The sequence below is a fragment of the Streptomyces sp. NPDC104761 genome (genome assembly GCF_055583445.1).
Window position 1 is genome coordinate 219,147 of the sequence record NZ_JBVJNZ010000006.1, and the last position, 12,723, is coordinate 231,869.

At 70.0% G+C, this 12,723-nt stretch carries 9 protein-coding genes and 1 riboswitch; of the genes, 4 read left to right on the forward strand and 5 right to left on the reverse strand.

Going from position 1 to position 12,723, the window contains the following annotated elements; genetic code table 11:
• Window positions 1-157 precede the first annotated feature (157 nt).
• The 4 genes from ACZ63F_RS18685 to ACZ63F_RS18700 all read right to left on the reverse strand — a co-directional run bounded on the left by ACZ63F_RS18685 (window position 158) and on the right by ACZ63F_RS18700 (window position 4,934).
• Window positions 158-1,648 (reverse strand): glycoside hydrolase family 3 protein, encoded by a 1,491-nt coding sequence (locus ACZ63F_RS18685; RefSeq protein ID WP_469712260.1) that lies wholly within the window; start codon window positions 1,646-1,648, stop codon window positions 158-160.
• 9 nt (window positions 1,649-1,657) lie between these two features.
• A complete protein-coding gene (locus ACZ63F_RS18690) occupies window positions 1,658-2,500 on the reverse strand; it encodes a carbohydrate ABC transporter permease (protein WP_469712262.1) in 843 nt (280 codons plus the stop codon).
• Complete coding sequence (locus tag ACZ63F_RS18695; RefSeq protein WP_469712263.1) at window positions 2,497-3,471, reverse strand: carbohydrate ABC transporter permease; 975 nt, start codon at window positions 3,469-3,471, stop codon at window positions 2,497-2,499. Before ACZ63F_RS18695 ends, ACZ63F_RS18690 begins: the two co-directional genes overlap by 4 nt.
• 176 nt (window positions 3,472-3,647) lie before the next feature.
• On the reverse strand, window positions 3,648-4,934 hold the full coding sequence (locus tag ACZ63F_RS18700) for an extracellular solute-binding protein (RefSeq protein ID WP_351957898.1): 1,287 nt from the start codon (window positions 4,932-4,934) through the stop codon (window positions 3,648-3,650).
• Between the two features lie 359 nt (window positions 4,935-5,293).
• On the opposite strand from ACZ63F_RS18700, the gene ACZ63F_RS18705 reads away from it, so the two are divergent.
• The 3 genes from ACZ63F_RS18705 (at window position 5,294) to mctP (ending at window position 8,114) form a co-directional block, all read left to right on the forward strand.
• A complete protein-coding gene (locus ACZ63F_RS18705) occupies window positions 5,294-6,058 on the forward strand; it encodes a GntR family transcriptional regulator (RefSeq protein WP_469712265.1) in 765 nt (254 codons plus the stop codon).
• Window positions 6,059-6,231: 173 nt separating this feature from the next.
• Window positions 6,232-6,513: a DUF3311 domain-containing protein gene (locus ACZ63F_RS18710; protein WP_469712266.1), complete on the forward strand. Its 282-nt coding sequence runs from the start codon at window positions 6,232-6,234 to the stop codon at window positions 6,511-6,513.
• Window positions 6,510-8,114 (forward strand): monocarboxylate uptake permease MctP, encoded by a 1,605-nt coding sequence (gene mctP, locus ACZ63F_RS18715; RefSeq protein WP_469712267.1) that lies wholly within the window; start codon window positions 6,510-6,512, stop codon window positions 8,112-8,114. The genes ACZ63F_RS18710 and mctP overlap by 4 nt, the downstream gene beginning before the upstream one ends.
• A 124-nt stretch (window positions 8,115-8,238) precedes the next feature.
• On the opposite strand, the gene ACZ63F_RS18720 is transcribed toward mctP, so the two are convergent.
• The gene (locus ACZ63F_RS18720) at window positions 8,239-11,790 is read right to left on the reverse strand and encodes an NACHT domain-containing protein (RefSeq protein WP_469712269.1); all 3,552 of its coding nucleotides are present in this window, start codon (window positions 11,788-11,790) and stop codon (window positions 8,239-8,241) included.
• Window positions 11,791-11,963: 173 nt separating this feature from the next.
• Between ACZ63F_RS18720 and ACZ63F_RS18725 the strand changes: the two genes are divergently transcribed.
• A complete protein-coding gene (locus ACZ63F_RS18725; protein ID WP_469712270.1) occupies window positions 11,964-12,470 on the forward strand; it encodes a GNAT family N-acetyltransferase in 507 nt (168 codons plus the stop codon).
• A gap of 42 nt (window positions 12,471-12,512) precedes the next feature.
• Window positions 12,513-12,670: riboswitch (cobalamin riboswitch) on the forward strand.
• Window positions 12,671-12,723: the final 53 nt, after the last annotated feature.

Here is a 12,723-nt window from a genome sequence, read left to right on the forward strand (position 1 = left end):
GGGCGTGGGCCCGTTCAGGTCCTGCCGCGGTGCACGGTCAGGTGGTAGCCGTCGTCCAGCATATAGGACAAGTCCTCACCCAGCCCCTCTCCCCCCCCCCCCCCCCCCCCCTCTCCCCCCCCCCCCCCCCCCCCCCCCCCCACCCCGAAGGGATTTGCTACGCGCTCACGCCCGCGATGACCTCGGCCGCCGCCACTCCGCAGACCCGGGCCGCGCCGTGCGTCGCGATGTACAGGGCGCCCCGGGGCGTGGCCTGCGGTACGCCCATCTCCACCACGACCGTGTCGGGGCGGGCCTTGAGCAGGGTGTCCAGGGCCGCGGTCATCCAGGAATGCCGGTGTTCGTCCCGGACCACGGCGACGATCCGGCGGTCCCCCGCCGCGACGATCGCCGCATGGCCCGCGTCCTCCCCCGCGAAGCTGCCGGTCTCGGTGCCGGGCACGAGCCGGGTCAGCTCGGCGGAGACGCCCCACGGGGTTTCCGTGCCCACGGCGATGTTGGTCTCGGGCGTGAGGGAGGCGACGAAGAGCGGCCCGGCCGGCGGCGTGTAGGGGTCGACGCGCGTCACATGAAGCGCGCGGCGGGCGGCGACGAGGCCGATGTCCGTGAGGGCCGGGTCCGGCTGGGCCACCTCCGTCGTGGCCGTCCAGGTCGCCAGTGCCCGCACCCGCCGCGCCGCGTCCGCCAGGCGCTCCTCGGGCAGTTCGCCGGAGCGGACCGCCGCGACCAGGGCGTCGCGCAGCCGTCGCACCGTCTCCTCGTCCGAGAGGCCGCCGCCCACGCAGATCGCGTCGGCGCCGGCGGCGAGCGCCAGGACGGTGCCGTGTTCGATGCCGTAGGTCCCGGCGATGGCCTGCATCTCGATGCCGTCGGTGACGATCAGGCCGTCGTAGCCGAGTTCGCCGCGCAGGAGCTCGGTGAGGACGCGGTGGGACAGCGTGCCGGGCCGGGCCGGGTCCAGGGCGGGGACCAGGATGTGCGCGCTCATCACGGCGCGGCTGCCGGCGGCGATGGCGGCGCGGAAGGGCACCAGTTCGCGGGCGCCGAGGACCTCGGCGCTCGCGTCGATGCGGGGCATGGCGAGGTGGGAGTCGACGGCGGTGTCGCCGTGGCCCGGGAAGTGCTTGGTGCAGGCCGCCACCCCGGACGCCTGGAGGCCGGTGACGTAGGCCGCCGTGTGCCGGGCGACCAGGTCCTGGTCGGCGCCGAAGGAGCGGACGCCGATGACCGGGTTGGCGGAGTTGGAGTTCACGTCGGCGACCGGGGCCCAGCTGAAGTTGACCCCGCAGGCGGCGAGGCGGCGGCCCAGTTCGAGGGCGACCTGCCGGGTGAGCTCCGGGTCGTCGACGGCGCCGAGGGCGTGGTTGCCGGGGAAGGAGGAACCGGTGCGCACCTCCAGGCGGGTGACGTCACCGCCCTCCTCGTCGATCGCCACCAGGACGTCGTCCCGCTCGGCGCGCAGCTGGGCGGTGAGGGCCGAGAGCTGCTCGGCCGAGATGATGTTGCGGCCGAACACGCCCACCGAGGCGAGGCCCTCGCCGAGTCGGCGCAGTACCCAGTCGGGGGCGGTGGTGCCGGTGAAGCCCGGCTGGAGGACCGTCAGCGCGTCGCGCGTGAGTGTGTCCGTACCGCTGGCGAATGTCGTCATCGGATGGGGTTATCCCTTCACGGCGCCCGCGGTGAGGCCCGCGGCCATCTTGCGCTGGACGAGGAGGAACAGGACGACGATCGGCACGGCGAGCATGGTGGCGCCGGCCATCATCGGGGCGTATTCGGTGCCGTGCTTCGTGGTGAAGTTGGCGAGCCAGACGGTCGCCGTCTGGTGCTCCTGGCTGAGCAGCATCAGGGCGTAGAGGTACTCGTTCCAGGCCTGGATGAAGCCGTAGACCGAGGTGGCGACCAGGCCGGGGGCGAGCAGCGGGAAGACCACGCGGACGAAGGCGCCGGTGCGGGAGCAGCCGTCGACCATGGCGGCCTCCTCCAGCTCCTTCGGGATGTTGACGATGAAGCCGCGCAGGGTCCACACCGTGAACGGCAGGATGAAGGTCAGGTAGGTGATGATCAGGCCGCTGAGCTTGTCGTACTGGTCCAGGTCGTTGAGGAGCAGGAAGACCGGGATGATCATGGCGACCAGCGGGATCATCTGGACCGCGAGGATGCCGACGATCACGACCTTGCGGCCGCGGAAGGCGAACCGGGAGATGGCCAGGGCTGCCAGCAGTCCGATGACCATGCCGATCACCACGACGGAGAGGGACACGATCAGGCTGCGGCCGACCGGGCCCCAGAAGTCGGCGATGTCCAGCGCGCGGCTGAAGTTGGACAGGGTGAAGCCGGTGGGAAACAGGCTCGGGTCCGGGTCGATGGCGTCCTTCGCCGGCTTGAACGCCGTGTTCAGCATCCAGTAGACGGGGAAGCCCGCGACGACGAAGACGAGGAGGCCGAGGAGGTTCCAGCCGGCCTTCGCCCTCCTGCGGCCGGGGGTGGCTACGGTGCTCATTCGACCTCTCCGATCTGCAGCATCTGGCGCATGTACACGGCGACGACGCCGAGCAGGAGGACCACGGTGAGCAGGGCGATCGCGGAGCCCTGTCCGTAGTCGTTGACGACGAAGGCGCGGTCGTAGGACCAGGTGGTGAGCAGCTGGAACTCGGCCTCGGGGTGGCCGCCGCGCATCACGAAGACCTGCGGGAAGACGCCCATGTCCCAGATGACCGAGAGCGTCGTGAGCATCACGATCACCGGCTTGAGGATGGGCAGCGTGACGTAGCGGAAGACGCCCCAGGGGCCGGCGCCGTCGAGGCGGGCGGCCTCCTCCAGTTCCTTGGGGACCTGGGTGAGTCCGGCGCTGAGCGTGATGACCACGAAGGGGACCGCTCCCCAGACCACCAGGAGCATGATCACCGCGAGCCCCTCGGGTCCGCTGGCGAACCAGTTGTGGCCGACCATGTCGACCCCGGGGAGCTTGCTGAGCAGGGCGTTGAGGATGCCGTAGTCGGAGTCGAAGAGCCACTTGAAGACCGTGGTGGCGACGATGACCGGCATGCCCCAGCTGGCCACCAGCGCGATGTTGACCAGTGTCTTCACCCAGCCGGAGACGCGTTGCAGCAGCAGCGCGACGAGCATGCCGACGACCATGGTGAAGACGACGGAGCCGCCCGCGAAGACGATCGTGCGCAGCACGACCTGCCAGAACTCGCTGTCGCCGAGCACCTCGGAGAAGTTCCCGAACCCGACCCACTCGGCCGGCTTGAACCCCCACAGCTGGGACTGCCCGAACTCCTGGAAGGAGAGCGTGACCAGCCGGTAGAGGGGGTAGCCGAGGACGAGCGCCAGGATCAGCAGGCAGGGGGCGAGCAGCAGCCAGGGAACGGCGGGCCCGCCCGAACGCCGGTTCGCACGTGGTCTGTGCGGGGAGTCCGGTGGAGGTGCCGGCACCTTGGCGGGTGTGGTCGTATCAACGGCACTCATCGTGCGCTCCTAAGCGGTTCAAGAAACGTCAGGTGCCGCGCCCCGTCAGGGGCGCGGGAAACTGTGCGACCAGCCACAACGCACCCGCAGTGGCCCCACAACCCGACGCGGCATCCTCTTTTGCAACCCACCGGCCGGACCTGGCCCCCCCGTCGCCCAGGCCCGGCCGCAGACCGTTACGGGGTGTTGATGACCTTGTCGATCGCCGCGTCGGCCTCCTTGGCCGCCGCCTCGACGCTCTCCTTGCCGGTGCCGATGTTCTGCAGCATCGTCTGGAGCACCTGGGCCTTCTCGACCTGGCCCCAGCCCGGCGCCATCGGCACGAACCAGTTGGACGCGGCCGCCTCGGCCGGCACCGCGGTCGCCGGGTCGTTCTTCAGCGTGGCGAGGTCGGTCTTGTTGTTCGGCAGGTTGCCCTTGGCCATCAGGCCCTTCTGGCCGGAGGGACCGGTGAACGCGTTGATCCACTCGGCGGCGACGCCCTGCGCCTTCGACTTCACCGGGATGGCGAGGTCGGAGCCGCCCAGGAAGACCGGCATGTTCTTGCCGGACGGGCCGGGCATCACGAAGTTGACGAGGTTGTCCTTCAGCTTGCCGCCGGTCTTGTCGTTCTTCGGGTCGGCCGCGGTCGCGCCCTCCCAGGCGGCACCGAAGATCATGGCCGACTTGCCCTGGCCGTAGACGATGTAGCGGTCGGACTCGTCCTTGGTCTTGTCACCGTGCATGTACTTGTCGATGACGTTCTTGAACTCGGTCAGGCCCTTGATGGACTCGGCCGAGGAGAGGTTGCCCTGCCACTTGCCGCCGTTCTCGACGGCGATGGAGCCACCGGCGTCGTAGACGAAGGACATGGCCGCGTACCAGTCACGGGTCGGCTGGTACCAGGCGCTGAACTTGTCGCCTTCCTTCTTCTGGATCTTGTCCAGGTCGGCGGTCAGCTCGGTGTAGGTCTTCGGCGTGGTCTTGATGCCGGCCGAGGCGGCGATGTCCTTGCGCCAGTTGGCGACGCGGCCACCGGCGTAGTACGGCACGCCGTAGGTCTTGCCCTGGTAGGTGACGGAGGCCTTGAGGCCGTCGAGCCACTGGTCCGAGCTGGTGAACTGGGAGGCGTCCACGGGGGCGAAGGCACCCTTGACCATGTAGCTGAGCATCTCGGTGTTGCCCATCTCGACCACGTCGGGGGCCTTGTCCGTGGCGAGGACGGCGTCCAGCTTGGTGTTCTTGTCCGGCCAGCCGTAGTACTCGTGGTTGATCTTGATGCCGGGGTGCTTCTTCTGCACGGCGGCGTCGGCGGCCTTGACCAGGTCGGGCCAGTTGTTCTGCGCGTCCACCGTGAGCCACACGGTCAGCGCCTTGGCGTCCGAGCCCTGGGACTTGTTGTCGTCCTTGTTGTCACTGCCACACGCCGCGACCGAGAAGACCATGCCCGCGATACCAATCGCGGCTATCAGCTTGCGCTTCACGCCACCCTCCTCAGGGATGCCACAAACCCCCCTGCCTCCCCGCACGAGCGTTGGGCCGGGACCTGGACCAATGGTGTAGACCAGTGCGGGAAGCTTGGCCCAGACCACCAGGCCTGTCAAGGGTGGCCGAATAGGCTCCGACCAGCCGTTATGCGACCTACATATGCAGGAACCTTTAAGTAAGAACCCCTCGAAAACCCGAGGCGCGGACGAGACAATTCCGGTAGACCACTTGCTCGGTGGACTAGACCAACAGCGCGCGCGACGGTATACAGAGGGGATCACGCAGCGTGCAGGGCGAATCCCGTACGCTGCCGTGCCACGAGGCGAGCCGCGTCAATAAGCCGGGAAGGCGGAGCATGAGCACCGACGTCAGCAGTGCGGAGAACGAGAGCGGGACAGCCGTCCGTACCGCGCGCGTGCCCAAGTACTACCGCCTGAAGAAGCACCTGCTCGAAATGACCGAGACACAGGCCCCCGGCACCCCGGTCCCGCCCGAGCGCACCCTGGCCGCCGAGTTCGACACCTCCCGCACCACCGTCCGCCAGGCCCTCCAGGAGCTCGTCGTCGAGGGCCGGCTCGAGCGCATCCAGGGCAAGGGCACCTTCGTCGCCAAGCCCAAGGTCTCCCAGGCGCTCCAGCTCACCTCGTACACGGAGGACATGCGGGCCCAGGGCCTGGAGCCGACCTCGCAGCTGCTGGACATCGGCTACATCACCGCCGACGACCGGCTCGCCGGACTGCTCGACATATCGGCAGGCGGGCGCGTGCTGCGCATCGAGCGGCTGCGCATGGCCAACGGCGAGCCGATGGCGATCGAGACCACGCACCTGAGCGCGAAGCGCTTCCCCGCCCTGCGCCGCTCCCTCGTCAAGTACACGTCCCTGTACACCGCCCTCGCCGAGGTGTACGACGTCCATCTCGCCGAGGCCGAGGAGACCATCGAGACCTCGCTGGCGACCCCGCGCGAGGCCGGCCTGCTCGGCACCGACGTGGGCCTGCCGATGCTGATGCTCTCCCGCCACTCCCTGGACCGCGACGGCCAGCCGGTGGAATGGGTGCGCTCGGTGTACCGCGGCGACCGCTACAAGTTCGTCGCGCGGCTCAAGCGGCCCCAGGACTGACCTCGATCGCACCACGGTCCCCTGACGGCACCTCACTCTTCTCCACCGAATCGACATACCGATATGCGGATGAGGTCTTCCGCTGACCTTTCGCGTTCGCCATGATTGCCTGCGCATTACACAGGTGAACAACGGTGATCGCCGTGCGGTCAGTGAGGGGACGGAGCCGCGAGATGTCAGATGCCTCCGATGTGACCAAAGCGGCGGTGGTGACGCCCATACGCGTCGCCATCGCCGTCTGTCTGATAGCGCCCTTCGTGGCGATGCTCTGGGTGGGCTCGTACGCCAAGACGGACCCGGTCTTCATCGGGATCCCGTTCTTCTACTGGTACCAGATGCTGTGGGTGCTGCTCTCCACCGCGCTCACCATGACCGCGTACCGGCTGTGGCAGCGCGACCAGCGCACCCGCAGGGCCGAGACCGCGACGAGCACGGACGGGGGTGCGCAGCAGTGAAGGACGGTGTGAACGGCGTCGCGCTCGGCGTCTTCATCTTCTTCTTCCTGGCCGTCACGGCCATGGGTTTCCTGGCCGCGCGCTGGCGCAAGGCCGAGAACGAGCACTCCCTCGACGAATGGGGTCTCGGTGGCCGGTCGTTCGGCACCTGGGTCACCTGGTTCCTGCTCGGCGGCGACCTGTACACGGCGTACACCTTCGTCGCCGTACCGGCGGCGATCTACGCGGCGGGCGCGGCCGGCTTCTTCGCGGTGCCGTACACGATCCTGGTGTATCCGCTGATCTTCACGTTCCTGCCGCGTCTGTGGTCGGTCTCGCACCGCCACGGCTACGTGACGACCTCGGACTTCGTGCGCGGCCGCTTCGGCTCCAAGGGCCTCTCGCTCGCCGTCGCGCTGACCGGCATCCTGGCGACGATGCCGTACATCGCACTGCAGCTCGTCGGCATCCAGGCGGTGCTGGACGTGATGGGCGTCGGCGGCAGCGACGGCACCAACTGGTTCGTGAAGGACCTCCCGCTCCTCATCGCCTTCGGGGTGCTCGCGGCCTACACCTACTCCTCGGGCCTGCGCGCCCCCGCCCTGATCGCGTTCGTGAAGGACGCGCTGATCTACATCGTCATCGCGGTGGCGATCATCTACATCCCGATCAAGCTGGGCGGATTCGACGACGTCTTCGCCAAGGCGGGCGACAAGTTCACGGCGGCGGGAGCCGGCGGCCTCGTCCCGCCCGCGGCCGGCCAGTGGACGTACGCCACCCTGGCGCTGGGCTCCGCGCTGGCCCTGTTCATGTACCCGCACTCGATCACCGCGACGCTCTCCTCCAGGAGCCGTGACGTGATCCGCCGCAACACCACGATCCTGCCGCTGTACTCCCTGATGCTGGGCCTGCTCGCCCTGCTGGGCTTCATGGCCATCGCCGCCGGCGTCAAGGTCACCAACGGCCAGCTGGCCATCCCCCAGCTGTTCGAGAACATGTTCCCGGACTGGTTCGCGGGCGTGGCCTTCGCGGCGATCGGCATCGGCGCCCTGGTCCCCGCAGCAATCATGTCCATCGCGGCCGCGAACCTCTTCACCCGCAACATCTACCGGGACTTCATCAAGCCGGACGCCACGCCCAAGCAGGAGGCCCAGGTCTCCAAGCTGGTGTCGCTGCTGGTGAAGGTGGGCGCGCTGATCTTCGTCCTCACCATGGACAAGACGGTCGCCATCAACTTCCAGCTGCTCGGCGGCATCTGGATTTTGCAGACCTTCCCGGCCCTGGTCGGCGGCCTGTTCACGCGCTGGTTCCACCGCTGGGCCCTGCTGGCGGGCTGGGCGGTCGGCATGGTCTACGGCACGGTCGCCGCGTACGGCGTGGCCTCCCCGACCCAGGCGCACTTCGGCGGCTCGTCCAAGGACATCCCCGGCCTCGGCCAGATCGGCTACATCGGCCTGACGGCGTTCGTGATGAACGTGGTCGTCACGGTGGTCCTGACCTTCGCCCTGAAGGCCTTCAAGGCCCCCGAGGGCATCGACGAGACCAGCCCCGAGGACTACACGGCGGACGCGGGCGACCCGGACGTGGAGGTGGAACTGCCCCCGGCGGTAGCGCCCCTTTAGGGGCGCCGGGGGTACCCCCGGCCGAAGGCTGGGGGAGGAACCGCGCGACCAGCCACACACGACCCGCAGCGGGCCGCCGGGGAATTCCCCCTCGGCGGCCCGCTTTCGGCTTCCCCCTCCGCCGCTACTCCCTCGTCCGCCGGGCCATCTCGTCCCAGAACCGGTCCAGTTCGCGCACCCGCATCCCGACCCAGCGCGGCGTCTTCCGGTGCAGCCCCCGCGGCAGCCAGCGCCGTACGCCGCCCGGCAGCAGCGCCTGTTGCTGGCGGCAGAACGGCTCGCGGATCTCCCCACGGGGCAGCCAGCCGCGCGGCGGGTACGGGCAGAGCTGGAACTTGCAGTCGGGCAGACAGGTCACGCCCGGTTCGGGCGGAGTGGACGTGCCGATCCGCAGTCCAGGCCGCAGCGGCTCCCGGTTCGCACGGATGCACGGCGGCAGCGGCATACCCGGCTGCTCCGCACGGGCCAGGCGTTCCTCGACCCCGTCCGGATGCCCGTCCCGTTCGATGAGATTCAGCATGACCAGTACGTCGGCGACGAGCCGCTGGGCGCGCGGATCCAGGGTGCTCCAGCCGACCGACGGCGCAATCCACAGGCTGTGCCTGCGGTGGCCCCCACAGGTGTCGGCGCGGGCCCCGATGTTGTCGGCCGTGCCCTTCTCGTCGATCCACAGGAACCGCTCGGGCTGCCCCGTCTCCAGGGCGAGGGCCACCAGGTCACCGGCTTCGGCGACGAACGGGTGCAGGCACCGCCGGGGCGTCCCGCCGGACGCGTCGGCCCGCCCCGGCGGCGCGTTCACGGTGCCCGTCATCGACAGCCACCGCTGCACGGTCTGCACCGCGGAGGCCCCGCTGCCGTCGGCGCAGTCCTCGAGCTCCCACAGGCACAGTGCGTGCAGCAGGCTGAGCTGCGCGTACCAGCACCGTGACTGCTGCAGCACGGTCTCCGCCTGCCGAATCAGATCGGCGCGCCCACCGGGGTAGGTCTCCGGATACCGCCGGCGCCGGTTGGCCGCGTACTTGAAGCCCTGGGCCAGCGCGGCCTCCAGGGCGAGTGGCAGGTCGGCGGCGCCGCCGGTGAAGTTCGGGTCGAGGTGGCGCAGCCACTTGGCGAGGCGCTCCCGCGCCTCGTCACGGTGGGCCTCGTCGACAGAACCCAGGAGCATCGGGACCATCCAGGCCCGCATCACGAACTCCCGGAACAGACAGACCCGTTGCTCGCGGTAGCGCCGGTTGAGCTCCTTCCGGTCCTGCTGAAGCTGCCGGACGCGCTCGGTCGACACGGTGCCCGAGAGCGACTTGGCCGACCTCGCACGCGCCATGTCCGCGGCCCACGTCTCGTACTCGCGCCGCTTCCACGCCCTCAGCCGGCCGAGCCGGTCCTCGTACTCCCTCACCGGGTCGCTGTTCAGACCGACCCGCTCGCGGATCACGGCGAACGCGGGGTTGCCGCCGGCGCCGAACTCCTGGGCGATGGCCAGGCGGATGGAGTAGGAGGACTCCTCGACGCCGACCTGGAAGAGCTCCCAGTACAGCGGGGCAGTGTCGACCCGGTCGGACACCTTGCGCAGCGCGGCTCCGAGCTGCTTGAGCAGTCTGCGCTTGGCGTCCCTCAGCGTGCGGCGGTCACCTTTGACGGCGGGCCAGCGTTCGCGCACAGCGGCCACGATGTCGCCCAGGCGGCGGGGATCGGGCTCCGCACTCTCGATCTCCAGAGCCGCGGCGTAGAGGTCGAGGGCCTTCGGATCGTCGGTGCGACGGCGCGCGGCGTCACACAACCGCTGGGCCGGCGTGCGGCCCCCGACGGGCGACTGCCGGACCCGCTCGGCGACCCCCTTGCGCACGGCGGCCCGCATCCCGCTCCCCGGGTGCGGCGATCGCGCCTCCCGCACCCGGGACAACAGCACCAGCGCGATGAGCAGTTCCCGGCTGGGACCGGGCGGCTGCAGCGCCTCCTCGACGAGTTGCCCGGCACCCCGCTCCCCCAGCTGGTTCAGCAGGCGGTAGCCGAGGTAGGCCTGGATGATGCTGTGCGGAAAGCGGACCCTTCGCCCGGAGCCCTCCACCAGCTTGAGTCTGCCGGCCTGGGCCGCGAGACGGGCGAGGCCGGCCTGGCACTGGTCGAGGTTCCCCGCGCGCAGCCGTCGGCGTTCCTCGTCGCCGAGCCGCTCGCACAGCGCGTCCCAGATCTGCTGTCGGTGCCAGTCGGAGAGCACGGTGCCGTGCTTGCCGTAGTGGTCGAACACGCGGTCGGCCCACACGCGTTCCGCCAGGGCCCGGGCCCGCCGGGCCGGACCGGGGTGCAGGACCTCCGGGGCGAGCAGCTCCGGGAGGCCGACCTCCAGTTTGTCCTGGAGCAGGCCGACACAGGCCAGGGCCGAGACCAGCTCGAGGGCGTCGCGGCGCTCCTGCGGGGCGAGTGCGACGTCCTCGCGCAGCTTCCCCTCGCACACTGCCTCGGCCCAGCTCTCCAGCAGCCACAGCCGCAGGGTGGCCCGGTCGCGGCTGCGCGCGTCCAGGTGGTGGGGATCATGGTCCGGACGGTCGTGGTCCAGGGCTCCGCGCCGGTGGAGTTCGCGGGCGATCTGGAGGTAGATCGGCGACTCGGTCACCTCCGCCGTCTCCACGATCCAGTCCACCCGGCGCTCGTCGCTCTCCGGTACGCCTGCCTCGACGAAGCGCACTGCCGCGTCCTCGCCGAGCGGTTCCAGTTCGACGATCGCGGCGGAGGTGTTCTCCAGCGGGCTGTGCGGCCGTGAGGCGATGACCAGGGGAAGTTTCTCCTCGTGGGCGCGTTCGATGGCCTGGCGGATGACGTTGTCCCGGTTCTGTTCATGGCCGTCGTCGAGGAGGGCCTCCTCCAGACCGTCGGCAAGGACGACCGGCTTGTCGTCGGCGAGGAGCTGCTGCCAGACCCGGTCGGTCTTGGTACGGGCCAGGATGCCCTTGGGCGCCTCGTCGGCGAAGCGTCGCCTGGCCAGACGTTCGAAGTTCAGGCCGGATCCGTCCACCGCGTCGCGGAGCCGGATCGGCACCGGTACGGCGTTCTGGTGGGCCAGGAGTTCGGTGAGCCGGACGAGGACGGCGGTCTTGCCGGCGCCGACGCCTCCGACCAGCAGATAGGGCCGGCGCGTGTCGCGCTCCCGCAGCCGTTCGGCGATGACCTGCGCGATCTCGTCCCGGCCGACTATCTCGGCGGTGTCGGGGCCCGCGGTGGGCACCAGTCTGCGGGGATCGCGCAGCGCCTTGGCGAGGTAACGCCGTTTGGTCCACCGGTACCACCAGAACAGGAAGAGTGCGGCGGCGAGGGAGGCGGCGAGGATCGGGCCGACGAATCCTCTGACGGTATCGAACCCCACGCTGTTGTGCTTGCGCCATGATTCGAATCCGGTCGACTCGCTCGTGGCGAGGATGTACACCCCCTCGCCGGTCCAGGCGAGCAAGGCCAGCGCGGCGACCAGCCAGACGGCCCTCGTGACGTTGGCGTAGGAGACCCACCGGTGCCACTTCCTGGGCCGGGTGGCGCCGCGGCGGGCCTCCAGACGGATCGTCAGGGCGTGCCACCGGCCCACGAGGCCGGATCCGACCCGGCTGCCCGCGCGTCGCAGGTCCAGCGTCGCCATCGGCGCGCTGCGTGGCCGTACCTTGCCCGGCGGGTGACGGACGATTCTCGTCATGGTGCCTCTCCTTGCGAGACGGCTCTCGGTACGGAGGACCCGCGGGCACCTAACTCCATGGAAGCACTCCCTTCCGGCCCCGCAACTCGACTGCGCGCACGGCCCGGACGGGGAAGGTGGCACCCCGGAAATCCGGGAGCACGTCGGCAGAGCCCTCCGGCAGACTCGGCGGCATGGACATCACGATCCGGCCCGCGGACCCCGCCGAGTACGACGCTCTCGGCGAGCTCACCGCCCAGGCCTACCTTCAGGACGGCCTCCTGGACTTCGGGGAGAGCGACTCGTATCTCACCGAACTCAGGGACGTGGCGAAGCGGGCAGCCGCGGCCACCGTCCTCGTCGCCGTGGCCGGCGGCACCCTCCTCGGCGGTGTCACCTTCGCCCCTGGCCCCGGTCCCATGGCCGACATCGCCGCCCCCTCGGAGGCCGAGATCAGGATGCTCGCCGTCACCCGGGCCGCCCGCGGCCGGGGCGCCGGCGAGGCCCTCGTGCGGGCCTGCGTGGACCGCGCACGGGCCGTGCCGGGCTGCACGGCCGTCGTGCTGTCCACCCAGCGGACCATGCACACCGCCCACCGGCTCTACGAACGCCTCGGCTTCGTCCGCACACCGGACCGGGACTGGAGTCCCCTGCCAGAGCTGGCGGACATCACTCTCCTCACCTACGAGTTGACGCTCTGACACCGCCGCGACACAACATCTGGGGGTGACGTGACAGCCCGGCACTAGATGTATGCTCATGCTCGCTGTCGCCGCAGGGGAATCCGGTGCGAATCCGGAACTGTCCCGCAACGGTGTACTTGTGCGTGTTCGTGCACAGGAGTCAGTCCGAGGACCTGCCGACAGCACGCCCGGCCACCCGGTCAGGGCGTTCTGACGTCCGGGCCTCGTGGAGTGGGCCAGGGTCTCGACGCGTGCCCGCGCGCTCGTGCTG

What these genes read in the sequence shown, in the direction of transcription:
- ACZ63F_RS18695 (WP_469712263.1), bottom strand. Translation starts at nt 3,471, where the DNA reads ATGAGTGCCGTTGATACGACCACACCCGCCAAGGTGCCGGCACCTCCA.
- ACZ63F_RS18720 (WP_469712269.1), bottom strand. Translation starts at nt 11,790, where the DNA reads ATGACGAGAATCGTCCGTCACCCGCCGGGCAAGGTACGGCCACGCAGC.
- ACZ63F_RS18710 (WP_469712266.1), top strand. Translation starts at nt 6,232, where the DNA reads ATGTCAGATGCCTCCGATGTGACCAAAGCGGCGGTGGTGACGCCCATA.
- ACZ63F_RS18690 (WP_469712262.1), bottom strand. Translation starts at nt 2,500, where the DNA reads ATGAGCACCGTAGCCACCCCCGGCCGCAGGAGGGCGAAGGCCGGCTGG.
- ACZ63F_RS18705 (WP_469712265.1), top strand. Translation starts at nt 5,294, where the DNA reads ATGAGCACCGACGTCAGCAGTGCGGAGAACGAGAGCGGGACAGCCGTC.
- ACZ63F_RS18725 (WP_469712270.1), top strand. Translation starts at nt 11,964, where the DNA reads ATGGACATCACGATCCGGCCCGCGGACCCCGCCGAGTACGACGCTCTC.
- ACZ63F_RS18685 (WP_469712260.1), bottom strand. Translation starts at nt 1,648, where the DNA reads ATGACGACATTCGCCAGCGGTACGGACACACTCACGCGCGACGCGCTG.